The 24,545-nt window shown below is 74.1% G+C and carries 20 protein-coding genes and 3 pseudogenes; 14 read left to right on the forward strand and 9 right to left on the reverse strand.

Translation table 11 applies throughout. The features are described from left to right. Positions 1-8: 8 nt before the first annotated feature. Genes E3Z34_RS16830 through cobS form a run of 9 tightly spaced genes read left to right on the forward strand, consistent with a single transcriptional unit; the run spans position 9 to position 8,448 of the window. A complete protein-coding gene (locus E3Z34_RS16830) occupies positions 9-1,103 on the forward strand; it encodes a FecCD family ABC transporter permease (protein WP_134774534.1) in 1,095 nt (364 codons plus the stop codon). Then, positions 1,100-1,972 carry an ABC transporter ATP-binding protein gene (locus tag E3Z34_RS16835; protein ID WP_202613615.1) on the forward strand — a complete coding sequence of 291 codons (873 nt, stop codon included), beginning with the start codon at positions 1,100-1,102 and terminating at the stop codon, positions 1,970-1,972. Before E3Z34_RS16830 ends, E3Z34_RS16835 begins: the two co-directional genes overlap by 4 nt. Beyond that, a complete protein-coding gene (cobO, locus tag E3Z34_RS16840; protein WP_134774535.1) occupies positions 1,969-2,544 on the forward strand; it encodes a cob(I)yrinic acid a,c-diamide adenosyltransferase in 576 nt (191 codons plus the stop codon). Before E3Z34_RS16835 ends, cobO begins: the two co-directional genes overlap by 4 nt. Continuing rightward, on the forward strand, positions 2,528-4,126 hold the full coding sequence (locus tag E3Z34_RS16845; protein WP_202976983.1) for a cobyric acid synthase: 1,599 nt from the start codon (positions 2,528-2,530) through the stop codon (positions 4,124-4,126). Before cobO ends, E3Z34_RS16845 begins: the two co-directional genes overlap by 17 nt. A 5-nt stretch (positions 4,127-4,131) precedes the next feature. Further along, entirely contained in the window at positions 4,132-4,821 is a 690-nt protein-coding gene (locus E3Z34_RS16850; protein WP_134774964.1) for an adenosylcobinamide amidohydrolase, read from the forward strand. Between the two features lie 2 nt (positions 4,822-4,823). Next, entirely contained in the window at positions 4,824-5,954 is a 1,131-nt protein-coding gene (locus E3Z34_RS16855) for a CobD/CbiB family cobalamin biosynthesis protein (protein ID WP_202976985.1), read from the forward strand. Then, on the forward strand, positions 5,951-6,475 hold the full coding sequence (cobU, locus tag E3Z34_RS16860; RefSeq protein WP_134774536.1) for a bifunctional adenosylcobinamide kinase/adenosylcobinamide-phosphate guanylyltransferase: 525 nt from the start codon (positions 5,951-5,953) through the stop codon (positions 6,473-6,475). The genes E3Z34_RS16855 and cobU overlap by 4 nt, the downstream gene beginning before the upstream one ends. 53 nt (positions 6,476-6,528) lie before the next feature. Next, on the forward strand, positions 6,529-7,608 hold the full coding sequence (gene cobT / locus E3Z34_RS16865; protein ID WP_134774537.1) for a nicotinate-nucleotide--dimethylbenzimidazole phosphoribosyltransferase: 1,080 nt from the start codon (positions 6,529-6,531) through the stop codon (positions 7,606-7,608). A gap of 42 nt (positions 7,609-7,650) precedes the next feature. Then, positions 7,651-8,448: an adenosylcobinamide-GDP ribazoletransferase gene (gene cobS / locus E3Z34_RS16870; RefSeq protein ID WP_134774538.1), complete on the forward strand. Its 798-nt coding sequence runs from the start codon at positions 7,651-7,653 to the stop codon at positions 8,446-8,448. A gap of 133 nt (positions 8,449-8,581) precedes the next feature. Here the strand turns inward: cobS and E3Z34_RS16875 are convergent. Both E3Z34_RS16875 and E3Z34_RS16880 read right to left on the reverse strand, forming a co-directional pair. Continuing rightward, positions 8,582-9,567 (reverse strand): annotated as a pseudogene (locus E3Z34_RS16875) (succinylglutamate desuccinylase/aspartoacylase family protein). Beyond that, a complete protein-coding gene (locus E3Z34_RS16880; RefSeq protein WP_134774539.1) occupies positions 9,567-10,046 on the reverse strand; it encodes an ATP-dependent zinc protease family protein in 480 nt (159 codons plus the stop codon). Before E3Z34_RS16880 ends, E3Z34_RS16875 begins: the two are co-directional and overlap by 1 nt. A 25-nt stretch (positions 10,047-10,071) precedes the next feature. Between E3Z34_RS16880 and rimK the strand changes: the two genes are divergently transcribed. Beyond that, positions 10,072-11,280 carry a 30S ribosomal protein S6--L-glutamate ligase gene (gene rimK, locus E3Z34_RS16885; RefSeq protein WP_134774540.1) on the forward strand — a complete coding sequence of 403 codons (1,209 nt, stop codon included), beginning with the start codon at positions 10,072-10,074 and terminating at the stop codon, positions 11,278-11,280. A 19-nt stretch (positions 11,281-11,299) separates the two neighbouring features. Then, the gene (locus tag E3Z34_RS16890) at positions 11,300-12,304 is read left to right on the forward strand and encodes a DNA topoisomerase IB (RefSeq protein WP_134774541.1); all 1,005 of its coding nucleotides are present in this window, start codon (positions 11,300-11,302) and stop codon (positions 12,302-12,304) included. 5 nt (positions 12,305-12,309) lie between these two features. On the opposite strand, the gene E3Z34_RS16895 is transcribed toward E3Z34_RS16890, so the two are convergent. From E3Z34_RS16895 to E3Z34_RS16905, 3 genes and pseudogenes are all read right to left on the reverse strand, one after another. Beyond that, entirely contained in the window at positions 12,310-12,603 is a 294-nt protein-coding gene (locus E3Z34_RS16895; protein WP_134774542.1) for a WhiB family transcriptional regulator, read from the reverse strand. Between the two features lie 39 nt (positions 12,604-12,642). Beyond that, positions 12,643-14,431: pseudogene (locus tag E3Z34_RS16900) on the reverse strand (FAD-dependent oxidoreductase). Positions 14,432-14,586: 155 nt separating this feature from the next. Continuing rightward, complete coding sequence (locus E3Z34_RS16905; protein WP_134774543.1) at positions 14,587-15,159, reverse strand: DUF4262 domain-containing protein; 573 nt, start codon at positions 15,157-15,159, stop codon at positions 14,587-14,589. Between the two features lie 220 nt (positions 15,160-15,379). Here E3Z34_RS16905 and E3Z34_RS16910 point away from each other — a divergent pair, with 220 nt between their 5' ends. Continuing rightward, positions 15,380-17,746, forward strand: a complete 2,367-nt coding sequence (locus tag E3Z34_RS16910; protein WP_134774544.1) for a hypothetical protein — start codon at positions 15,380-15,382, stop codon at positions 17,744-17,746. Between the two features lie 23 nt (positions 17,747-17,769). On the opposite strand, the pseudogene E3Z34_RS16915 reads toward E3Z34_RS16910, so the two are convergent. The 3 genes and pseudogenes from E3Z34_RS16915 to E3Z34_RS19295 all read right to left on the reverse strand — a co-directional run bounded on the left by E3Z34_RS16915 (position 17,770) and on the right by E3Z34_RS19295 (position 22,565). Further along, positions 17,770-20,637 (reverse strand): annotated as a pseudogene (locus E3Z34_RS16915) (FAD-binding and (Fe-S)-binding domain-containing protein). A gap of 58 nt (positions 20,638-20,695) precedes the next feature. Further along, a complete protein-coding gene (locus tag E3Z34_RS16920) occupies positions 20,696-21,496 on the reverse strand; it encodes an IclR family transcriptional regulator (RefSeq protein WP_134774545.1) in 801 nt (266 codons plus the stop codon). Positions 21,497-21,548: 52 nt separating this feature from the next. Continuing rightward, on the reverse strand, positions 21,549-22,565 hold the full coding sequence (locus E3Z34_RS19295) for a TIGR03086 family metal-binding protein (RefSeq protein WP_238695252.1): 1,017 nt from the start codon (positions 22,563-22,565) through the stop codon (positions 21,549-21,551). A gap of 42 nt (positions 22,566-22,607) precedes the next feature. On the opposite strand from E3Z34_RS19295, the gene E3Z34_RS16930 reads away from it, so the two are divergent. Then, a complete protein-coding gene (locus E3Z34_RS16930) occupies positions 22,608-23,321 on the forward strand; it encodes a M50 family metallopeptidase (RefSeq protein WP_134774546.1) in 714 nt (237 codons plus the stop codon). Between the two features lies 1 nt (position 23,322). Further along, entirely contained in the window at positions 23,323-24,135 is an 813-nt protein-coding gene (locus tag E3Z34_RS16935; protein WP_134774547.1) for a nucleotidyltransferase domain-containing protein, read from the forward strand. A 3-nt stretch (positions 24,136-24,138) separates the two neighbouring features. Here the strand turns inward: E3Z34_RS16935 and E3Z34_RS16940 are convergent, their stop codons facing one another. Further along, entirely contained in the window at positions 24,139-24,495 is a 357-nt protein-coding gene (locus tag E3Z34_RS16940; RefSeq protein ID WP_134774548.1) for a DUF2087 domain-containing protein, read from the reverse strand. Between the last annotated feature and the right edge of the window lie 50 nt (positions 24,496-24,545).

Below are 24,545 nucleotides of genomic sequence, written 5' to 3' on the forward strand. Positions count from 1 at the left end.
CGCACACCATGAGGTCGAGGACCCCCACCCCGGAGGCGCAGCGCGCGCCGGACGCCCTTGAGGCGTCCGTCGCGCGCGCCTTCCGCCGGCCCGTGGCCGCGCTGCTCGGTTGCGTGGCGCTGCTCGTGCTGGCCATCCTCGCCTCGGCGAGCCAGGGGGCGGCCGGGCTTCCCGTGGAGGGGGTGGTCCGCTCGCTCGTCGGGGCGGTGCCCGGGCTGGACGTCGAGCAGACGCTGACGACGCAGCAGGAGCAGGTGCTGTGGCAGATCCGTCTGCCGCGCACCATGCTGGCCGCGCTGGTCGGCGGCAGCCTGGCCGTCGCCGGCGCGGGCTACCAGGGGGTCTTCCGCAACCCGCTCGCCGACCCCTACCTGCTCGGCGTCTCGGCCGGAGCCGGGCTCGGCGCGGTCCTGGCCCTGGGGTTCGGTCTCGACCTGTCCTGGGGTCCGATCGACGCGCTGCCGATGGCGGCGTTCCTCGGCGCGGTCCTCGCGGTGATCGGGTCGGTGCTGGTGGCCCGCGCCTCCTTCCGCGACCCGGCGACGCTGCTGCTGGCCGGTGTCGCCATGGCCGCGCTCTTCTCCGCCTCCCAGACCTATGCCCTGACTCGGCTGGACGAGACCCGCGCCCGTGAGGTGCTGTCGTGGCTGTTCGGCCGGCTGGCCACGCACGGGTGGCAACCCGTCGGGATGCTGGTGCCGTACGTCGTGCTGGCCGGTGCGGTGCTGGTGCTTCACGCCCGGCACCTGGACGTGCTGCGGCTCGGTGACGACGAGGCCCGCTCGCTGGGGCTCAAGCCGGCCCGCTCCCGCCTGGTCGTGGTGACCGCCGCCACGCTGATCACCGCGGCCGCGGTCTCGGTCAGCGGGCTGATCGCGTTCGTCGGCCTGGTGACGCCGCACGTGGTGCGGCTGCTCGTCGGGCACTCCTACCGGCTCATCGTGCCGCTGTCGGCCGTCCTCGGCGCCACCTTCCTGGCCTTCGTGGACATCGGCGCCCGCACCCTGGTGGCCCCCGCCGAGCTGCCCGTCGGTGTCATCACCGCGTTCATCGGCGCACCTTTCTTCTCTTTCGTGCTGTGGAGAGGCAAGGCCAACCCGTGACCCCTCAGCCACCCGTCGGGGCTGGTGCCCCCACCCCGCTGCGTCCCACGCACGCCCTCCGCACCCACGACGTCCGGGTCGCCTTCCAGGGCAACGAGGTCGTCCGCGGCGTCGACCTGGAGCTGCGCGCCGGGGAGTGGCTGGGCCTGATCGGACCCAACGGCTCGGGCAAGTCGACCTACCTGCGCAGCCTGCTCGGCCTGGTCCCGCGCACGGGCACCGTGGAGCTCGGTGACGGGCTGGTGCCCACCCCGACCGACCTGTCGTTCATGCCCCAGGCCCCGGAGCTGCCGCCGGGGATGACCGTCGTGGAGTACGTCCTGCTGGGCCGGACCGCCCACCTGGGCTGGCTGCAGGCGGAGTCGACGCAGGACCGCCAGATCGTCGCCAGCGTGCTGCGCCGGCTGGGGCTGGCCTCGTTCGCCGACCGAGAGGTGCGCAGCCTCTCTGGCGGCGAGGCGCAACGGGTGGTCATCGCCCGCGCGTTGACCCAGCAGGCCCCGGTCCTTCTCCTCGACGAGCCGACCAGCGCCCTGGACGTCGGCCACTCCGTGGAGGTCCTGGAGATGGTCGACGAGCTGCGCCACCAGGACGGGCTCACGGTGATCGCCGCCATGCACGACCTGGGGATGGCCGCCAGGTATGCCGACCGGCTCCTGCTCCTGGAGCACGGCAGCCCGCAGGCCCTCGGCGTCCCGGAGGAGGTTCTCGACCCTGACCTCCTGTCCCGCGTCTACGGCCACCCGATCCGGGTCGTCGAGCTGGACGGGCACCTGGTCGTGGTGCCCGCGCCTCGGCCGACCCGACCGACGGGCGGACGGCATACCGCCATCGACCTGGAGTCCCGACGCATGGAGGAGATCTCGTGAGCGACCACGACCAGCCCCGCACCGAGCGGCCCTACGACCGGCGCGAGCTGCGCTCGGCACCCTCGCTCGTGCTGGTGAACACCGGGCACGGCAAGGGCAAGTCCACCGCCGCCTTCGGCACCCTGCTGCGCAGTCGCGCACGCGACTGGCCCACGGCCGTGGTCCAGTTCCTCAAGTCCGGCAAATGGCGCACCGGCGAGGAGGCCATGCTGCGGCAGCTGGGCGTGGAGTGGTTCAGCGCCGGCGACGGCTTCTCCTGGGAGTCCGACTACCTCGACGAGAGCCGGGGCAAGGCCGTGGCCGCCTGGGCGTTCTCCCGCCGGCTCATCGAGGCCGGGCAGCACCGGATGGTGATGCTGGACGAGATCTCCTACCCGATGAACTGGGGCTGGATCGATCCCGACGAGGTTGCCTCGGTGCTGCGCGAGCGGCCGGAGGACGTCTCGGTCTTCCTGACCGGGCGCGAGATGCCGCAGGCCGTTGTCGACGTCGCCGACACGGTCACCGAGATGGTCAAGGTCAAGCACCCGTTCGAGCAGGGGATCCGCGCGCGGCGTGGCATCGACTACTGACGGCGCCGCGCTGATGGTGGTCGGCACCACCAGCGGCGCAGGCAAGTCGACCCTGGTCAGCGCCTTGTGCCGGGCGCTGTCGCGGCGCGGGCTGGACGTCGCGCCGTTCAAGGCGCAGAACATGTCGAACCACAGCGCCGTCACCTCGGACGGCGGGGAGATCGGGCGGGCGCAGGCGATGCAGGCCCTGGCCGCCCGGGTCGAGACGGACCGGCGGATGGGACCCGTGCTGCTCAAGCCCTCGGGGGCGCGCACCTCCCACCTCGTCGTCCTGGGCGAGGAGGTCGGGGTCGCGGACGCGGCTGGGTATGGCGAGCGCGCCGCCCGGTTGCGCCCCGTGGTCCTGGAGGCCCTGCAGTCGCTGCGGACCGAGCACCAGGTCACCGTCCTGGAGGGTGCCGGTGGCGCCGCCGAGATCAACCTGCTGGACCGCGACCTGGTCAACCTGCCGCTCGCCGCTGCCGCTGGCATCCCGGCCGTGCTCGTCGTCGACATCGAGCGCGGTGGCGCGTTCGCGGCCGCCTACGGCACCTGGGCGTTGCTGCCGGAGCGGCTGCGCGGGTGCCTGCGCGGCGTCGTGATCAACTCCTTCCGCGGCGACGTCACGTTACTCGAGCCGGGCCTGCGAGACCTGGAGCAGCGCACCGACCTACCCGTGCTGGGGGTGCTGCCGCACCTGGGTGAGCACCTGATGCTGGGCGTGGAGGATTCCCTGTACCTCGCCGTGGTCCCGCCCTCGGCGCACTGGTCGGGGTCGACGGACCGTCCGGTGCGGGTCGGTGTCGTCCGGCTGCCGCACCTGGCCAACCCCTCCGACCTGGACCCGCTCGTCCTCGAGCCCGGGGTAGAGCTGCGCTGGGCCAGCTCGCCCGGCGACCTCAGCGACGTCGACCTCGTGATCCTGCCGGGCAGCCGGTCCACGGTCGCCGACCTGGCATGGCTGCGGGAGCGCGGGCTCGACCGTGCCCTGGTGGACCTGCTCGGTGACCCGGACGGGCCGTTCTTGCTGGGGATCTGCGCCGGCTACCAGATGCTCGGGCGCACGATCCACGACGAGATCGAGTCGAGGGCCGGAACCATGGCGGGACTGGGGCTGCTGCCGGTGCGGACCGTCTTCATTTCCCCCAAGACCGTCCGCCGCGCCCACGGCGTCGTGGCCGACGGGTCCGGGGCCTCGGTCACGGGGTACGAGATCCGGTGGGGCAGGCCCGAGCCGGTGGGTGGTGGGCACGGCGATGCCCAGGCCTGGCTCCGCCTGGGTGATGAGGCCGGTGGTACGGGTGGCGACGAGCGTCGTGGGGAGGATCCTGGACGTGCCGAGGGGGCAGTGGGCGCGGACGGCCGGGTGCGGGGCACCTCCCTGCACGGGGTCCTCGACGGCGACGCCCTGCGGCACGACCTGCTGCGGACCGTCGCCCTCGCCCGCGGCCGGACCTTCAGACCGTCGGCCGTGCCCTACGCGCAGGCCCTCGACGCGCACCTCGACCACCTGGCCGACTGGGTCGAGGAGCATCTCGACCTGACGGCGCTGGTCGACCTCGCCCGGAGCGCCACCCGGGTCGAGGAGGCGCCGGGCTGGTGAGCAGGATGGTCGACGTGGTGCACCTCATCGAGCGGGACGGCGCGCTGCTCTTCCCGGTGCCCCCGGGGTGGGTCGCACTGAGCTCCGCCTCCGTCGGGGGCGGGCTCGTCTGGCCCCGCCTCGTGGTCAACCTCGGGGTGGGCGACAGCTTCCTCCGCACCGATCTCGACGCCTACGTCGAGGAGCGGCTGGCCGCCCTCGGGCGGGACGACACCCCCGTGACGGCGCTGCTCACGGCCGCCGACGTGCGGTGCTGGACCGGCGGTGAGGCCGACGGTGTCGAGGCGTGGGCGACGGTCGCCGCGACGAAGCCGACCTGGGCCGCGCGGCCGGGCGGCCTCGGCGTGCGCGTCGAGGAGGACACGCCGCCGGAGCCGGGCACGGTGAACATCGTCGTGGCCGTCCCTGCCCCGCTGACCGGTTCCGCCCTGGTCCAGGCCGTTGGCACCGTGACCGAGGCGAAGGCCCAGGCCCTCCTGCACGCGGGGGTCCCCGGGACCGGCACGGCGAGCGACGCTGTCGTCGTGCTCTGCCCGGACGCGGCGGAGGGCCGGGCACCGGTGCCGTTCGCCGGGGTGCGCTCGCCCTGGGGGCACCGGGTGGCGGAGGCGGTGCGCCAGGCGGTGAGCACGGGTATGCAGGTCAACCCCTGGCCGCGGGTGGCCGCGGATCCCGATCCGGAGCGGGTGTGGTGAGCGTGCTGGGTCCACCCCTCCGGCGGCGGGCGCTCGGGGTCGCCCTCGGCCTGGTCCTCGACCGGCTCCTGGGCGAGCCTCCGGACGCCTGGCACCCTGTCGCCTGGTTCGGCACCGTGATGGGCCGGGTGGAGCAGCGCCTGTATGCCGACACCCGCCTGTCCGGGGCGGCCTACGCGCTGGTCGGGGCCGGGGTGGGCGCCGGGGCCGGTGTGCTGCTGGACCGCCTGGGCCGCAGGCTGGCGGGTCAGCGGACGCACGGCACGGCAGAAGTAGCAGTGCTGGCGGGCTCCGTAGGGGTAGCCTGCGCAGGTCGGATGTTGCGCGAGACCTCGGCGCGGATCGAGGACCGCCTGCGCGCCGACGACCTCGACGGGGCGCGCGAGCTGCTGCCGTGGCTGGTGGGCAGGGACCCCAGCGGTCTGGACGCGAGCGGCGTCGCTGCCGCGGTCGTGGAGTCCCTGGCGGAGAACACCGTGGACGCCGTGGTGGCCCCGGCCTTCTGGGGGTTGGTAGCCGGGGCACCGGGGGTCCTGGCGCACCGGGCGATCAACACCTTGGATGCGATGGTCGGGCACCGCAGCGCCCGCTACGCCCGGTTCGGGACGGCCGCCGCGCGCCTCGACGACGTGATGGCGTGGGTGCCCGCACGGGTCTTCGCCGCGCTCGTCGCAACGCTCCCTGCGGTCTTGGCCCCGCAGGACGTGATCCCGGCGGGGGTGAGCCCGGGGGGAGTCGCGCGCCCGGTCGGTGAGCATCGCGCGCCCGGTCGCGGAGGAAGGCCGGCGGCGAGGCGTTCGGCCCTCGGCCAGCTTCGTCAGGTGCTGAGCGTGGTGCGCCGGGACGCTCCCGCTCACCCCTCCCCCAACTCGGGCGTGGCCGAGAGCGCCGTCGCCGCCGCCCTGGGGGTCGAGCTGGGCGGGCCGCTGCGCTACGGCGAGCGGGTCGAGAACCGGCCCCGCCTCGGCGACGGTCCCCGCCCCGACGCAGGCACCATCACCCAGACCCGCCAGCTGGTCGACCAGGTCGAGATCACGGCCGCGGTCAGCTGCCTGCTGCTGGCCGCCGTGGCCTCGACCCGCACCCGCCGCACCCGGAAGACCCCCGCCCCGACCGGAATGAGCCCACGATGAGCCTGACCTTCCTGACCGGCGGCGCCCGCAGCGGCAAGTCCGCCCTGGCCGTGCGACGGGCCGGACGCTCCGGCCTGCCGGTGGTCTTCGTCGCGACCGGACAGGCCCGGGACGAGGAGATGACCGACCGCATCACTAGGCACCAGGCCGAGCGCCCCGAGGGCTGGGAGACGGTCGAGGCACCCGTCGACCTGGTCGACGCGGTGCGCGGCCTACCGGCCGGCAGGTGCGTCATCGTCGACTGCCTGTCACTGTGGGTGAGCAACCTGATGGAGCACGGCGACGACGAGGCGACCACGGTGGCCCGGGCGGAGGCGTTGGGACTGTGGGGGGCGGCATACCCGGGCAGGGTGGTCGTGGTGACCAACGAGGTCGGCCTGGGTATCGTGCCCATGCACCCGGTGAGCCGGGACTACCGGGACCGGCTCGGGCGGGTCAACGCGATCCTGGCCCGGCACGCCGACCAGGCCCAGCTCGTCGTCGCTGGCCGCACCCTGACTCTTGACCCCCTGGAGGACTGATGACCATCGCCAGGACGACCCCTGAGACGACTGCCGAGAACGCTGCGACCACCATGAGCCCCCACGAGCTCATCGAGGAGACCCTGCAGCAGATCCGCCCGCTGGACCACGAGGCCGGCGCCGCGGCGGCGGGGGCGATGGACGGCAAGGTGAAGCCCCTCGGCAGTCTCGGGCAGCTGGAGGCCCTCGCGGCCCGGCTGGCCGGGATCCAGGCGACCAGCGAGCCGCACGTGGACAAGCCCGCGGTGGTCATCTGCGCAGGTGACCACGGGATCGCGACGAGCGGGGTGAGCGCATACCCGCAGGAGGTCACCGCGCTGATGCTCAGCGGCTTCGCCGCGGGGACGGCCGCCGTCGGGGTGCTGGCCCGCGAGGCCGGCATCCGGCTCCTCGTCGCCGACCTCGGCGTGATCCAGCCGGCCGTGATCGAGCCGGGCCAGAACGTGGTCCTGGACCGGCGGGTCCGCGCCGGCACGGCGAACTCCCTGGAGGGGCCGGCCATGACCTTCGAGGAGGCCCAGCAGGCGGTCGCCCACGGGATGGGGCTTGCGGACCTGCTCATCGACGACGGCGCCGACCTGGTCGGGCTCGGGGAGATGGGGATCGGCAACACGACGGCGGCGAGCGCCCTCACTGCTTCTCTCCTCGAGCGCGACCCGGCCCGGGTGACCGGCCCGGGCACGGGCGTCAGCGGCGAGGCCCTCGCCGCCAAGATCGCCGCTGTCGACGCCGTGCTGCGCCGCCATGGCGACCTGGACGACCCGTGGCAGGTCCTGGCCGCGATGGGCGGGCTGGAGATCGCCGGGCTCACCGGGGTGGTGCTGCGCTGCGCGGCCCGGCGGGTGCCGGTCCTGCTGGACGGCTTCGTCGCCACCGCAGCGGCGCTGGTGGCCTGGCGGGTCGAGCCCCGCAGCGCCGACGCGATGATCGCCGCCACCCTCTCCCCCGAGCCCGGTCACGCGGTGCAGCTGGAGGCCCTGGGTCTGGAGCCGGTGCTGCAGCTCGGGATGCGTCTGGGTGAGGGCAGCGGCGCGGCGCTGGCCGTCCCCGTCCTGCGCTCGGCAGCGGCGGTGCTGCGCGACATGGGCAGCTTCGCCGACCTGGGGCTGGCGGACGAGAAGCCGACCGCCTGACGTGACGGCGCGGGAGGGCCAGCGAGGCGGCGGGCGCGGCCGATGAGCGTCGTCGGGCCGGTGCTGGACGCCGTCGCGTTCCTCACCAGGGTGCCGGTGCCCTCTCGGCGACGGTTCGACCTGGCCCGGGCCGCCTGGGCCTTCCCGCTGGTGGGCGGGCTGCTGGGCCTGCTCCTCGGTGCGGTGGGCGTGCTCACGTCCGAGCCGCTGGGCTGGCTCGTCGCTGCCGTGGTGGTGGTCGCGCTCGAGGTGGTGCTCACCGGCGCGTTGCATCTCGACGGGCTGGCCGACTGCGCCGACGGGACGGGCGGAGCTGACCGGCGGGCGCGGCTGCGGATCATGAAGGACCACTCGGTCGGCGTGTATGGCGTGGCCGCCGTCGTCCTGGACCTCCTCCTGAAGGTGGCGCTGGTGGGTGCGCTGCTCGACCGAGCCGATCCCGCCCTCGCCGTGGTCATCATGACCGTCGCGTGGACACTGTCGCGCGCGGCGATGCTGCCACTGGCGGCGTGGCTGCCCTACGCCCGGGACGAGGGGACGGGGCGCAGCCTGGTGGAGGGCCTCACCGCCGGTCGGCTGTGGTCCGGTGGGCTCATGGTGGCAGTGTGCGTCGGCGCAGCCACCTGGGCCGGCAGCCAGCTGACCGGGACCACGCCCTGGCTCGTCCCGCTCGTGCTGCTCCCCACGGTCGCCGTCACCACCGTGCTGGTCGGCGGCTGGGCCCGCCGGACGCTGGGCGGGGTCACGGGTGACGTCCTGGGCGCGGCCGCGGAGGTCACGCTGCTGGCCGCCTTGCTCGCAGCCGTCACGTTGCTCGGCCCCGGCGTGCCGCAGTCCTGACCTGCGTCGGGGGGTCGGGCGTCCCGCTCACCGCCCGGCCCCGGCGAGGGAACCGCAGGCCAGTGTGCGGGCGGGGTCCGGTGGACGTGTTGTGCGTCACCCGTGGCCGGGTCGAGGTGCGGCTCGCCCCGGCTCAGTCGCCCGACGTCTCGCCGATCTCGCCGAGGTGCACGAGGGCGTCCCCGTGGTTGACCATGGGCGCCTCGGTGCGCCCCATGACGATGCCGTCCCGGTCCGCCTTGACCAGCGCGAGCCGGCGGCCGTAGGAGTCGTAGAGCGCCCCGAGCCGCTGACCTGCGGTGACCTCCTGACCCAGCGTCACCTCCAGGTGGAGCATCCGGTCCGGCGGGCGCGCACCCAGCCGCTGCGACGGCACACCGCCCCCGGCCCGGCCGGGGGCACCTCGGTGTCGTCGACCTCCACCATGCCCAGGGACGCCAGCACGCGGCGCACCCCGTCCACCCCCGGGCCGATGGCGTACTCGTCCAGCCGCCAGGCCTCACCCCCCTCGTAGAGCAGGACGCGGGCCCCCGCCTCCCGCGCCGCCGAGCGCAGCGAGCCGTCGCGCAGCTTGGCGTGGTAGAGCACCGGCGCACCGAAGGCCTCGGCCAGCTCGCGCGTCCGCGGGTCGTCGAGGTCGCAGCGCACCTGCGGCAGGTTGGAGCGACGGTCCGAGCCGGTGTGCAGGTCGATGCCGACCTCGCACGGCGCGACCACCTCGGTCATGAGCAGGTGGGCGATCCGGCTGGCCAGGGAGCCGCGCGCCGAGCCCGGGAAGCTGCGGTTGAGGTCGCGCCGGTCCGGCAGGTAGCGGTCACCCGTCATCGCCCCCAGGACGTTGACGATCGGCACCGCCAGCACGGTCCCCCGGATGGTCCGGGGGTCGAGGGTGGCAAGGACCCGACGGATGACCTCCACCCCCACGAGCTCGTCGCCGTGGATGGCGGCGTTCATCCAGACCGTCGGGCCCTCCTCCCGCCCGTGCAGGACGTGGACCGGCAGGCTCACCTCCGCCCCCGTGACCAACCGGGAGATCGGGAGGGACACCTCGCGCCGGCTGCCCGCCCGCACCCTGACGGTGCCGATGGCGAAGGACGGGCGCAGCCGCCGACCGGCCATCAGCGGCCCCAGTTCCGGCGCCGGACGGCACGCTCGGGGCGGCCCCCGGCGTAGGACAGGACCGGGTCGACGAGGAAGCCCTGCACGAGCGCCTCCCGGCCGACGAGCATCCGGAAGCCCATCTCGTCCCGCCCCGTCAGCGTGACCTCGGCGTCGACGTCCCGGCCCCCGAGGACGAGGGGCAGGCGCACGACATACCTCTCCTCGGCGTGGCCGGAGGAGGACCGGACCGAGCGGACGTCGTGCACCGGCAGCTCCACGACCCGCTCGTCCCGGGACCCCCGCTGCCACGGGTGGATGGAGAACCGCACCCGGGCGCCGTCGTCGAGCACCACCAGGTCGAAGGCGTGCAGCGAGGACGTCCTGGCACCCGTGTCCACCTTGGCCTTGATCCAGTCCACCCCCACGCTCGGCAGGCGCACCCACTCGCGCCAGCCGACGACGGTGTGCTCTGTGGTGAGATAGGGGCGCCCTGACACCCCGCCATCCTCTCAGGAAGCCTCGATGAAGCTCGCCATCCTGTCCCGGTCCCTGCGTGCCTACTCCACGCAGCGGCTGCGGACCGCCGCCCTGGACCGCGGCCACCAGGTCAAGGTGCTCGACACCCTGCGCTTCGGGATCGATCTCACCGAGGACGAGCCCGACCTGTCCTTCCGGGGCCGTCGGCTGTCGAGCTACGACGCCGTGCTGCCCCGGATCGGCGCGTCGGTCACCTACTTCGGCACGGCGGTCGTGCGCCAGTTCGAGCAGATGGACGTCTACACCCCCAACACGGCCAACGGCATCATGAACAGCCGGGACAAGCTGCGGGCGACCCAGATCCTGTCCCGTCACGGGGTGGACATGCCCGCCACCGCCTTCGTGCGCAACCGGGACGACGTGCGCAGCGCGATCTCCATGGTCGGCGGCGCCCCCGTCGTCATCAAGCTGCTGGAGGGCACGCAGGGGATCGGCGTCATCCTCGCGCCCACGGCCAAGGTGGCCGAGGCCATCATCGAGACCCTGCACGGCACCAACCAGCAGGTGCTCATCCAGCGGTTCGTCCGGGAGTCCAAGGGCAAGGACATCCGCGCGCTCGTGGTCGGCGACCGGGTGGTCGCGGCGATGCGTCGGCGGGCCCAGGGGGACGAGTTCCGCTCCAACGTGCACCGCGGGGGCACCGTCGAGGGCGTGGACCTGGACCCCGCCTACGCGGAGGTCGCGGTGCGGGCGGCGCACATCATGGGCCTGCGGGTCGCCGGCGTCGACATGCTCGAGGGCGAGGAGGGCCCGCTCGTCATGGAGGTCAACTCCTCGCCCGGCCTGCAGGGCATCGAGGCGGCCACCAAGCTCGACGTCGCGGGCGCGATCGTCGACTACATCGCCGACCAGGTGGGCTTCCCCGACATCGACGTCCGGCAGCGCCTGTCGGTCTCCACGGGGTATGGCGTGGCCGAGATCGCCGTCATGTCCGGCTCCGACCTGGTCGGGCTCAGCCTCGGCGAGTCCGGGCTGCGGGAGAAGGACATCCAGGTCCTCACCCTGCACCGCGGCACCCGCGTGGTCCCCAACCCGTTGCCCGGCAAGGTGCTGGAGGACGGGGACCGGCTGCTGTGCTTCGGCCGGCTGGAGAACATGCGCTCGCTCATCCCCGCCCGCTCCCGGCGGCCGCGGCGGGTCCGCAAGCTGCCCCGCACCCCGATCCACGACCTTCCGGCGGGCCTGGAGGGGTAGTCGCGCCGCGAACTGAGGCATGACCCGCCTGCGCACCGTGAGACCCGCCACCAAGGGGTGGACCCGCCGCCGTGCGGGCAAGGGGTTCACCTACCTCGACCACGACGGCCGGCGGCTGCCCGAGGACCAGGTCTCCCGGATCAAGGCGCTGGCCATCCCGCCCGCGTGGGAGGACGTGTGGATCTGCCCCGTCGAGAACGGCCACATCCAGGCGGTGGGGACCGACGCGGCCGGCCGGCGGCAGTACCTCTACCACCCGGACTGGCGCGTCAAGCGGGACCAGCAGAAGTTCGACCGGATCATCTCGGCCTCCCAGGGGCTTCCGGAGGCGCGACGCCGTGTCGCCCGCGACCTGCGCCGGGAGGGGATGCCGCTGGAGCGCGCCTGCGCGACCGCGGTGCGCCTCCTGGACCTGGGCTACTTCCGGATCGGCCACGACGTCTACACCGACACCAACGGCACCTTCGGGCTCACGACGCTGGAGCGCTCGCACGTGCGGAAGGTGGCGGAGGGGCTGCGCTTCACCTTCGTCGGCAAGGGAGGGATCGAGCACGACATGACGATCGAGGACCCGGACGTCACCGAGGCCCTCGGCGTCATGCGTCGGCGTCGTGACGGCACGAGCCGGTTGCTGGCCTTCCGCGGCGACGACGGGTGGCGGGTCCTCGACTCGGGCCACGTCAACGACTACCTCGGGGAGATCTTCGGGCACGAGCTCACCGCGAAGGACTTCCGGACGTGGCACGCGACGGTGCACGCGGCCGTGGCGCTCGCCGCCTCCCCGGAGCCGGGTGACACGAAGGCGTCGCGCCGACGCGCCGTGAAGGCTGCGGTGGAGGAGGTGTCGGACTACCTGGGCAACACCCCGACCATCGCGAAGGGCTCCTACATCGACCCCCGGGTGCTGCAGTCCTACGAGCAGGGCGAGACCATCGACGTGGTCGGCGCCCGGCCCGGGCGCAGCGTCCGCAGGCGGCAAACCGCCGTGGAGAAGGCGGTCCGGGAGCTGCTGGTCGAGGAGTGAGCCGCTCAGCCGGCCTTCGGCTCGTCCTGCTGGCGGTAGATCTCCTCGCGCTCCTGCTCGGTGAGGCCGCCCCAGACGCCGTACGGCTCGCGCACGGTCAGGGCGTGGGTCCGGCACGCCTGCAGGACCGGGCAGCGGGCGCACAGCGCCTTGGCCCGCTCGTCCCGCGTGACGCGCGAGGGTCCGCGCTCCCCCTCCGGGTGGAAGAACATGTCCGGGCTCGCCTCCCTGCAGAGCGCCTGCGTCTGCCACTCCCAGAGCTCGATGACCGGTTCCAGACCCGCGACGGGATTCGACATTGACCCACCTCCTTCAGTAAGGGAACACCATCCGAGAGCCTATCCCCCGGAACGTCTGGTTCTCCCACCCTTGGGGATGAACCTACCCGGCCCGGACGGATGGGCGCCAGGCACCCGACCCGGGGCGGGGTCGAGCCTCCGGTATGCCGCTCCCGGTGCCGGTCGCGGGTCCGGCTCGCCGCGGCGGGGCCACATCGACATCGCCCGCTCCGCCTGGGCGGTGATGGTCAGGGACGGGTTGACCCCGAGGTTGGCCGAGATCGTCGACCCGTCCACGACGTGCAGGCCCGGGTGACCGTGGACGCGGTGGTAGGGGTCGACCACCCCGGTGCCGGGCGTGTCACCGATGACGCATCCTCCGAGGAAGTGCGCCGTCATCGGGATGTCCACGACGTCCCCGACGCTGCCACCGGGGCGTCCGCCGAGCCTGACGGCGAGCCTGCGGACCGCCTCGTGGGCGACAGGGATCCAGGTGGGGTTGGGGCGCCCGTGACCGGGGCCGGAGGTGAGCCGGTAGCGGCCGAGGGGACCGCGGCCGGGCCGGACGGTGATGGAGTTGTCCACGGTCTGCATGACCCAGGGCGATGGAGGTGCGCTCGGACCACGTGCTGATCGTCCGCAGCTGCTCCAGGAGCGCTCCGGGCTCTCGGACGGCCGCCTGCAGCCAGCCCGTGGCGCGACGCACCCGGCCCCGCGCGGTGGCCGCCGGAACGATCCCGTCCTCGTCGGGCGGGGCCCCGTCGAGCAGGTAGGGCGTGGTGAGCAGGCCCATGGCGTTCTGGCCCACGCCGTAGCGGACGGGCTCGACGTGGGTGGTGGGGTCGGGATGGAAGCTGGAGGTGATCGCGACCCCGCGGGTGAGGTCGGGCGGGACGTCGGGGCGGGTCCGCATCGCCCCGAGCAGGGCCTCGGAGTTGGTCCGGGTCAGGGCTCCGAGACGGTCGGACAGGTGCGGCAGGTCGCCGTCGCGCCGTAGCCGGTGGAGCAGGTGCTGGGTGCCCCAGGTCCCGGCGGCGAGCACGACCTGGTCCGCCGCGAAGGTGCGGCGGGCGCGGCCCCATACCGGGCCGGACCGGACGGTGCTCACCTCGAAGCCGCCCTGCGGCCGGGGCCGGATGCGGGTGACGGTCGTGTCGGGGTGTATCCGGGCGCCGCCCCGCTCGGCGAACCAGAGGTAGTTCTTGACCAGCGTGTTCTTCGCACCGTACCGGCAGCCGACCATGCACTCCCCGCACTCCAGGCATCCTGTCCTCGACGGCCCTTCCCCGCCGAAGTACGGGTCCGGCACCTGGGTCCCGGGCTCCCGCGCACCGTCGCGGCCGAAGAAGACCCCGACCGGCGCCAGCCGGAAGGTGTGACCGACCCCCATCTCCTCGGCGACCTCGCGGTAGAGCTCGTCCACCGGCGTGAGGGAGGGGTTGGTCACGACCCCGAGCATGCGTTCGGCGACGTCGTAGTGGGGATCCAGCTCCTCGCGCCAGTCGGTGATGTGCGCCCACTGCGGGTCCTCGAAGAAGGCGTCCGACTGGGGCCGGTAGAGGGTGTTGGCGTAGTTGAGCGAGCCCCCGCCCACGCCGGCCCCGGCCAGGACCAGGACGTCCCGCAGCAGGTGGATCCGCTGAATCCCCCGCAGGCCGAGGGCGGGCGCCCACAGGAAGCGCCGCAGGTCCCAGGACGTGGCGGCGAAGTCCTCGTCGGCGAAGCGACGGCCTGCCTCGAGCACCCCGACCCGGTACCCCTTCTCCGTCAGGCGCAGGGCGGCGACGCTCCCGCCGAAGCCGCTGCCCACCACCAGGACGTCGTGGTGCAGGTCGGAGGTGTCGCTCATGGGGCGAGGGTAGACCTCCGGCTCCGAGCAGACGCCGGGTCCGGCCGGCGACGGTGTCGGCTGCTCCGGCTCCTGACGGGAACGACGTAGGCGTTGGGCGTCGTCGGTCGGGTGAACCTCGAGCCAGTCCGCCCGGGATGAGCAGGGCGGCTCGTTCAGGCCCGCAGCTCCTCCGGCCACTCTCCCGGCCGCGGTTGCCGCCACTCCCCCGGCTGGTGCCCCTCGTCCCACGGGAACCGCCCCATGGAGTCGGCCCACGTCAGCTGGTAGGCCGGGAGGGAGGCAGCGGGCGGCCGGTCGTAGTAGAAGTTCGAGGCGAGCAGGATCTCACCCGGGTTGGGCAGCTCCTCGACCAGGACGTCGACCCCGTCGATGATCACCTCCTGCCCCGGTGTCAGGTCACGGTCGTCGTCCAGCACACCCTGCGCCGCGGCGTTGAGCAGGAGCATCGACCGGGCCTCCCCCAGCCCTGCCACGAGGAGCTCGGGGTGCCCGGCCCCGAACAGCCCGGTCGTGTAGCAGAAGGGCGGCCCGGGGCGCCGCTCCTCGCCCACGACCGACGACTCGCCCCCCACCGACGGCTCGCCCAGGTCGCGGCAGCAGGCGCAGCGCGCCGGGTCGTCGAAGACGTAGGTCAGGTGCACGCCGTAGCGGCGGATGTTGCGGATGACGGTGCGGCGGTCCTGGTCGAGCCAGGCGACGACGCCCGGTGGTGGTGCGATGTCCATGTCGTTCCCCTCCCCCGGCACGCACGGTGCGCGCCGACGGGACGACGCTAGGACACGGAGGGCTGCTTCGGTCGGGGTTGTCCACAGGCTGCCGGCCTCGTGCCGCGGTCGACGCCCCCGAGCTTGAGGGCCCTCGGTCTGTGCCCCTTGATCTGACCGCTCGTCAACGACACGCGCATCCACAGGGCGAGGCAGGATTCGAACAGGTGTGCTAGTCTGGGTGGACACCCAGCACCTGGTCCGGGGGGTTCCGGCCGGGGAGACGGATGAGGGGAGGTGGGTGCGGATGGGCCTCACGACAACAGAGTCCTGGCTCCGCGGCTGGCTGGACGGTCACGCCGAGTGCGAGGAGGTCCCGGCTCCCCGAGTCGTCGAGATCCTCACCATCCCCGCTCCCGTGACCGCCATGGGTGCCGAACTCAATGGTCAGGCCGGTCAGGGCGAGCGCAGCGATCATGGTGGGGACAGCGGTCCGGGTACCGACGCACGCACGGGCCCGGGCGATGGGGCCTGCTCGTGCACAGAGGCCGGCTCGGGCACCGAGGCCAGCACGGGCCGTGACGCTGACGCCCCGGGGCTGCATCCGAGCGTGGCCGAGCTGGTGCACCTGGGCCGGCGGCGGGCCCAGCTCGACGCGGCACTGCTACGGGCGGTGACCGAGGTCGTCACCACCTGCTCCCTGGGGGTGCTGGCCCAGCACGGCTGGGAAGGTGAGGACCTGGCCCCGTCCCAGGCGCGCACCCTGGCGCGGGACACCAAGCGCCGCGCGGTCACCGAGACCATGACCGCACTGGGCCTGCGCACGCGCGAGGCCACCACCCTGGTCGCCCTGGCCATGGGACCAGCCCCCGTGCGGGACACCGTGCTCACCGCGATGGAACGCGGGGAGAGCACCTGGGCCCAGGCCCGACGGTTCTGGGACGCGACCACCTCACCCACCCACGACCTCACCACCGACCAGCAGACCCTGGTCGCCCACGCCCTGTACGGCACGGACCCCGTGCTGGCCGCCCCCGAACGACTCGACCCCGACGGCCACCTGACCCCCGGCACCCCGTGGGCCCAGGCCCCGTTCGATGCCGCCCTCACCCGCGAGGTCACCGCCTGCGCCGGCACCGACACCACCACCGAGCGCCAGCGTCGCCACCGCGCCTACCAGGCCCGGACCGCCCACGTGCGCGTCCACGACAACGGCACGGCCACGCTCACCCTCACCGGACCCATCACGAAGGTCCTCGCCGCCCACGCCCGGCACGACACCATCGCCCGGACCCTGCGCGCCCAGGGCCACCCCGACAGCCTGGCCCAGCTCGCCACCGACACGATGCTCACCACCCTCACCCATGGCACCCTCAACCTCGCCCCCCGCCCCCGAAAGAATGACCCCACCGGCCCGGCCAAGACCCAGGAGCCGGATGGACCGGACGGGACGCCGAGCCCCGACGGGCCGGAGGCGACGGACGGGCCGAAGGGGACGGACGGGATGGATGGCACGGACGGACTGGACGGGCTGGACGGCACGGACGGGCTGGACGGCACGGACGGCATGGACGGGCTGGATGACGAACACCTCGAGGACCTCATTGCCGTCGTCAACGGCCACCCGCGCATCGCCCTGCACGTCATCGTCCCCGCCGACGCCCTCGGCATCGGCCACCCCATCTGCGCGACCTGCGCCACCAGCCTCCACCCCCACCACGACGACCCGGACCCGCACCGCCCGGACCACGGCGGCCCCGACGGCCCCGACGGCCCCGATCCCACGGACGTCCCCGACACCACCGCCACCACCGACACAGTCATCGACGACATCGGCCCGGGACCAGGCCTGCCCTTCGACCGCGACAGCGAGCCCCCACCCTGGGCCCGACCACCGGACGCACGCCCGGACCCACCCCCAGGTGACATCCGGCGCGGACGGGGCCAGGTCGCCGAGATCATCGGCACCCACCCCGGGTTCATCACCCCCGGACACGTCCGCGAGCTGTTCTACTTCCCCGGCACCACCCTGCACCGCATCCTCACCGACCCCGCCGACGGCCGCGCCCTCGAACGGACCATCACCACCTACCGCCCCGACGCCGACATGCGTCGCCAGGTCCACACCGCCGACGTCTACTCCCGCCACCCCCACCAGCGCCTCACCGGCCGCTCCCTGGAGATCGACCACGTCATCCCCTACGGCTCCCCCGGGGGCACCACCACCGAGACCAACCTCGCCGACCTCGACAAGCGCACACATCGCATCAAGACCCTGCGCGAGCTCACCATCACCATCAACACCCGCCGCGACCTGACCTTCACCACCCTCCTGGGCCAGATCACCCGCTCCCGCACCCACGACTACACCCAGTACCTCCACGCCACCCACCCCGACGACGTCGAGGACCGCCTCGATCTGGCCAACCAGACCCTCTACGCCGCCCTCGCCCACCACCCCGAGCACCAGCGCCGCCCCACCCCCGACACCTGGCTCACCCTCGACCACACCCACCCCACCACCGGACAACGCCGCCCCGGACCCCCTGACCACCATCCCCACCCGCACACCCTGCTCAACATCCCCTCCGAGGACGACGACCGATGACCTCGGCAGGAGCCGTCGAAGGGTCAGGAGGTGGCGTCCGCCAGCTGCTCCAGCACGTGGCGGTAGGAGACCCCGGCCGCCCGGGACATCCCGATCTCGCAGGTCCGGTTCGCCGACAGGAAGACGACGCCGCCCTCGAGCAGCCCCCGTCGGCGCAGCTCCTCCACCTCCGGTCCGGTCGCCGCCGCGGTGAGCTCGGGATGCAGCAGTCCGCGGTCCCCCGCGAAGCCGCAGCAGCCCCAGGCGTCCGGGACCACGACCTCGTCCGCGAGGGAGGCCGCCAGCTGGGTGAGGTGCCCCGTCACCCCGAGCGAGGTCGTCCCGCACGTGGGGTGCACCACCACCCGGGGGACGCGCCGCGGCTGCGGCAGGCGCGGCAGCAGGGTGGTCACCGCGAGCTCCAGACCGTCCACGACGCGCAGACCCGCGGCCTCGGGATGCCCCAGCTCGGCGGCGTGCGACACCATGACCACCAGCCCCTCGGTGCACGAGGCGGCGTCCCCGACGACGGGGAGCCGGCCCTGCTCCGTCGCCTCCCACAGGGCGGGGAGCACCCGGTCGGCCATGGCGGCATACCCCGCGGTCATCCCCTTGCTCTTCCACGGGGTGCCGCAGCACAGGCCCCGAGTCCCTGAGGTGTCGCAGCCGCACCCCGGCCCGCTCCGCCAGCTCGACCAGCGACTGCCCGGCCCCGGTGGACCCCTCGACAGGCCCGAACATCGCACCCACGCAGGAGGGGAAGAGAACCACCTCGGCCTCCGGGTCCTCGATCTGCGGACGCGGCCGGCCGCCGCCCGGCAGCCGGCGGTCGTAGGCGGGGACCACGTCTCGCGACGCCACCGTCCGGACCGCCCCGGTCACGGCCTCACCGACCGCACCGGGGAGCCGGTCGGCGACCGTCAGCCCCAGCGCACCCGCACGGCTCGCGGCGCCCCACACCCGGGCGGCCGCGGCCCACCGCGCGAGGAGACCGGCCCCGCCTCCTCCGCCCGCAGCCGACGGGTGAGGTCTCCGGTGTTGATGAGCACCGGGCAGGCCGTGAGGCACATGCCGTCGACCGCGCAGGTCTGGACGGCGTCGTAGTCGTACTGCTCGTCCAACGCCCGGGCCAGCTCGTGGTCCCCCCGGTCGGCCGCCGCCGCCATCTCCCTGCGCAGCACGATCCGCTGGCGAGGGGTGGTCGTGAGCTCCCGGGAGGGGCAGACCGGCTCGCAGAAGCCGCACTCGACGCACCGGTCCACCTCCGCCTCGACCGGCGGGGCGACCTTGAGGTCCGACAGGTGCGCCCGCGGGTCGTCCCCGAGGATCGTGCCGGGCCCGAGGATCCCGCCCGGGTCGAGCAGGGTCTTGAGCTCGCGCATGACGGCGGTGAGCTCCGGGCCGTACTGCCGCTCGACGAAGGGCGCCATCATCCGTCCCGTGCCGTGCTCGGCCTTCAGGGTCCCACCGCGGGAGAGGACGAGCTCCACCATCTCCTCGGTGAAGTCGGCGTAACGCTGCAGGGCCAGCGGGTCCGCGAAGCGCTCGTTGAGCATGAAGTGGACGTTGCCGTCCTTCGCGTGACCGAAGATCACGGACTCCTCGTAACCGTGCCGGTCGAAGAGCTCCTGCAGGTCCACGCAGGTCTGCCCCAGGACCGCGACCTCCACCGCGACGTCCTCCAGCAGCGCGTTGGTGCCCTGCGGCCGCGCACCGGCCACCGCGCTGTAGAGCGCCTTGCGCACCGTCCACAACGCCGCCCGCTCGGCCGCGGCCTGGGTCAGGGCGACCGGGGTGGTGAGCGGCAGGGCGTCGAGCGCGGGCTGCGCCACGGACACCACCTCCTGCAGCTCCTCGGGGGTGTCGGCGTGCCACTCGACCAGCAGGGCGGCATGGTCCTCGACGTGCAGCCCCGTGATCTGGGCGGGCGCCCCCGGGGCCCGGGCGGACACCCGCAGCGAGGCGGCGTCCAGCAGCTCGGCGGTCATGGCTCCGGCGTCGACGATGGCCGGGACGGCCCCGGTCGCCGCGCCCACGGTGTCGAGGACGAGCAACCCGGTCGCCACGGCCGGTCGCACCGGCACCGTCCGGAAGGTGGCGGAGGCGAGGAACCCCAGCGTGCCCTCGCTGCCGACCATCAGGTGCTCGAGGATCTTCACCGGCGACTCGTGGTCGAGGAAGGAGTTGAGCCCGTAGCCCATCGTGTTCTTCAGGGCGAAGAGCCGACGGACCGTCGCCACCGACCCCCGGTCGGAGCGCACCCGGTCACGGAGCCGGAGCAGTCCCTCGTGGACGTCCGGCGCGCCTGCCCGCAGCCGTTCGTCGGCGTCCGGGGCGCCGGTGTCCAGGGACAGTCCGCTGGGCAGCACCAGCTCGAGGGAGTCGAGGGTGGCGTAGGTGTTCATCGCCGTGCCGCAGTGCATCCCGCTGGAGTTGTTGGCGACCACCCCGCCGATCGTGCAGGCTCCCTCGCTGGCGGGGTCCGGTCCGAGCTTGGTCCGGTATGGCGCCAGGCGGGCGTTCACCGCCCGCACCGTGACGCCGGGGGCCACCCGGACCCGCGCCCCGTCGTCCAGGACCTCGATCCCGCGGGAGAAGTGCCGGCGGGTGTCGACCAGCAGGTGCTCGGTCACGGCCTGGCCGGACAGGCTGGTGCCACCGGAGCGGAAGGTGAGCGGCATACCCGTCTCGCCGCAGGCGCGCAGGAGTCGGGCGACGTCCTCGACCCCCCGGGGTCGGGAGACGAGCTCCGGGACCAGGAGATAGTGGGAGGCGTCGTGCGCGAGGGCGTGCCGGTCCAGGGCGCGGTCGGTGACCAGGTCCCCGACCCGGTCCCGGAGCCGGGCGGCCCTCGGGCTCAGGGTCGCGCCGCCACTGCCGTCGTCCTCGTGCCGCCGTCTGCCACGCTGCATGCCCCCCATCCTGGCCCACTTTGGCCCGGCGTGGGGCCGACGTGGGGCCGCCCCGTCCTCAGCCGAGCACGATCTCCTCCGCCACCCCGCCGAGGTCGTGGGACAGCGCGGCGGCCACGCGTCGCAGGACCACCGCCGCCCGCTCGACCGCCGCGTCGTCGACGCGCGCGCTGGGACCCGACATCGACATGGCCATCGGCCGCGGCGCGTCGGGGACGGGGACCGCCACGCAGCGGACCCCCACCTCCTGCTCCTCCTCGTCCACGGCATACCCCCGTCGGCGGGTCAGCCGCAGCACCTCGACGAACTCGTCCGGGGAGGTGATCGACCGCGGGGTGCGGGCGGGCATCCCGGTGCGCCGCAGGAGCGCGAGCACCTCGCTCTCCGGAGCCTCCGCCAGGATCGCCTTGCCCACCGCGGTCGTGTGCGGCAGGGTGCGCCGGCCGACCTCGGTAAACATCCGCATCAGGTGGGTGGAGGGCTGCACCTGGGCGACGTAGACGATCTCGTCCTCGTCCAGGACGGCCAGGTTCACCGACTCGCCCAGCTCCGCGACGGCCTCGGCCAGGCGCGGCGTCGCCCACACCCCGATGCGCCGCCCCGACTCGACCCCGAGGCGCATCAGGCGCGGGCCGAGGGAGTACTGCCGACTGGCCTCCTGCCGGACGTACCCCAGGCCCACGAGGCTGCGGACCAGCCGGTGGGTGGTCGCGAGCGGCAGCCCGACCCGCTGGGCCACGTCCGACAGCGTGGCCACCCCGCCGGCGTCCGCGAGCGCCTCGAGGATGGCGAACGCCCGGGCCAGCGACTGCACCCCGGGCTGCCGCTCCGGCTGGCGCAGCAGCGCGTCCTCGCCCATGCCTGCCTCCACCCTGCTCGTCGACCGGAAGAAGATTCCGTAGGACGGAATCCTAGCCGGTGGACGGCCCGCGCCCCGGCGGCCGCCAGCCAGGGTCCCGCCCGATGAGCGCCACCAGCCGGTCCTGGAGGCCGGCGTCGTCCGGGACGGGCTGCGCCTTGCCGAACTGCCCGCTGGCCCGGATGACCTCCTCGGCCGCGCGGAGGCCGTCGTAGAGCTGGGCGACGGTAGGCGGGTCAAGCGTGTCGTCCTGGCCGGAGGCGCGGGCCAGGTCCCAGGTGTGGAGGAAGACGTCGGTGGTGTAGAAGCGGTCGACGACCTCGCCCAGCGGCGCGTCCGGCACCCGGTCGTGGCGGTAGGTCCGGTGCGCGAGGTCGGGATCCTCGAGCAGCGCCTGCACCTGGTCCCGGTGGTGGGCCCACGCCCCGACCGGGTCCTGGGCGACGGAGGGGCCGGTCTCGAGCACCACGTCGCACCCCGCTGCGAGGAAGCCGGGCAGCCAGCCGACGAGGTGCCCGACGACGTCCCGGGCCGTCCACTCGGCGACCGGGGTCGGGGCGTCCCAGTCGCTCACCCCGCCCACCACCTGAGTGAGACGCCCGGCGTGCAACCGGTGCCGCTCGGCGTGGGCGCGCCCCTGCCAGGCCCGGACGCCCAGCCGCACGATGTCGACGAGCGGCTCGGCAGCGAGGTCGGCCAGGGGCACCCACCGGGCGAAGTCCGTCGTGCCGCCGACCTCCGTCGTGCCCAGCTCGCCGCCGACGATCTCCGCGGCGAAGACGAGGCGCTGCGACCGGAAAGGACGACCATCCCGCTCGTGCGCCGGGCCCGTGAAGTGGTGCTCCGCCAGCAGCTCGCCGACCCGCACCGCATACCCCGTCTCCTCGTGCACCTCCCGCACGAGACCCGCGCGGATCCCTTCGTCGAAGTCGACCCCGCCACCGGGCAGTGACCATCCCGCCCCCGCCCTCCGGGAGCCCCCGTTGAACCAGGTGAGCAGGATCTGCTCCCGGTCGTCGACGAGCACCGCGTAGGCCGCCAGGCGGGTGCTGTAGCCGGTGAAGTGCACCGGACGAACCTACCCGCGCACGGGTCTGGCAGGCTCGCTGGCGTGCTCCTGGACCTGTGGACCCGCGCCACCGGCGCGCAGCCGCCGCTGTCGTGGCAGGTCAGCCTGCTCCTGGGCGCGCTCGCGCTGGGCGTCACCTGGAGCCCGGTCGGCTACCGGGTGGTGCGGCATCTGGTCACCCTCGTCCACGAGGCCGGGCACGCGACGGTCGCGGCCCTCGTCGGGCGCCGGCTCACCGGGATCCGGCTGCACTCCGACACCTCCGGCGTGACCGTCTCGCGCGGGCGCCCCCGGGGTCCGGGGATGGTGGCGACGGTCCTCGCGGGCTACCCCGCACCGGCCCTGATGGGCCTCGCCGGGGCGCTCGTGCTCGGTCACGGGTATGCGGCGGGGCTGCTCTGGGGCCTGGTGCTGCTGTGCGCGCTGATGCTGCTCCTGGTGCGCAACCTCTACGGGTGGTCGGTGCTGCTCGTGACCGGCGGGGCCGTCGGCGTGCTGTCCTGGACGGCGTCGGGGGAGGTGGTGAGCGGCGCCGCGTACCTGGTCGTCTGGGCGCTCCTGCTCGCGGCCCCGCGCGCCGTCGTGGAGCTCCAGCGCGAGCGGCGGCGGCGCGGGCGGGGCGGGTCCGACGCCGACCAGCTGGCGCGGCTCACCGGGACGCCGGCCACCCTGTGGGTCGGGCTCTTCTGGCTCGTGTGCGTGGCCGCCCTGGTCGTCGGCGCCTGTGAGCTGGTCCTGCCGAGCGGGGTGGTCTGAGGTGCTGCCGGACGACCGCGGGCTGGACGCGGACGGGTTCGTCCGCCGCGAGGGCGACCCCTCCCGGGTGCAGCCGGTCTTCGCCGACCTGGTGCGGGGGTATGTGGCGGCCGTCCGCTCGCTCCTCGGTGCCGACCTCGACAGCGTCTACCTCTACGGCAGCATCCCGCGGGGCACGGCCCGGCCGGGCCTGTCCGACCTCGACGGCCAGGTCCTGCTGACCCGGTCACCGACCGAGGACGACCACCGTGCCCTGGAGGTGGTGAAGGCCCGCCTGAGGGCGGCATACCCGCAGGTCAGCACCGTGGAGATCCTGGTGGACGCACGGTCCGCCCTGGTGGACCCGGCCGACCGCCACGACGGCGGCTTCCACGTGCGGGTGCTCTGCACGCCGTTCTGGGGGCCGGACGCGGGGCGGGAGGTCGCGCCGCACCGGCCGGATCTCGACCTGGCGCGGGGCGTCCAGGGCGACTGGCGCGGGGCGCTGACGCGTCTGCGGGAGCAGGCCGGGGGCGCGGGACCGGGCTCGGGCCCAGGCCCGACCGAGGAGGTCGCGGTGTGCCGGGCCACCGGCCGTCGCCTGGCGCGGATCGCCTTCAGCTGGGTCCTGCCGCGGTGGGGCGGGTGGAGCAGCGACCCGGCGGTGATGACCCGGGTGGTCAGCCACCTCGAGCCGGGCTGGGCAGCACCCATGGCGACGGCGGTGCGGCTGGGATGGGGCGGCCCGGGGATGGCGGACCTCGCCACGGCGGGCCGCCTGCTCACGGCCTGGGGGGACGAGCTGGCCGGGCGCGGGGAGCGGCTCGGCGCCTGAGGATCAGGCCCGCGGCACCCGGCCGAGACGCTCCGCCTCGTCCGTCGGCACCTCCTGCGCCTCGTCCGCCGAGCGCCGGGGGACCTCGTCGACGACCCGGTAGACGCCGTCGGCCCGCACCAGCCAGCGGTAGTCGACCAGCTCCCTCCGCAGCGTCGAGACATCCTCGTGCGCCGTGCGCAGGATGTCGTTGACCTCCCGCTCGGGGTAGTCCCGCCCCCGCTCGAAGCGGGTGAGCAGGTGCATGAGGACGGCCGCGCGGGCCCGGCGCCTGGTGGGGATCGAGCGCAGCCGGTCGCCGTCGAAGAACGTCCTGAGGGCTTTGTCGGCGGTGGCGTCGGCGGTGGCGTCGGCGGTCATGAGGCCAGCGTAGGATCCCGGCCGGTTGTCGGTGGGCAGGCGTAGTGTCC

The organism is Ornithinimicrobium flavum, from assembly GCF_004526345.1.
Taxonomy (GTDB): Bacteria; Actinomycetota; Actinomycetes; order Actinomycetales; family Dermatophilaceae; genus Ornithinicoccus; species Ornithinicoccus flavus.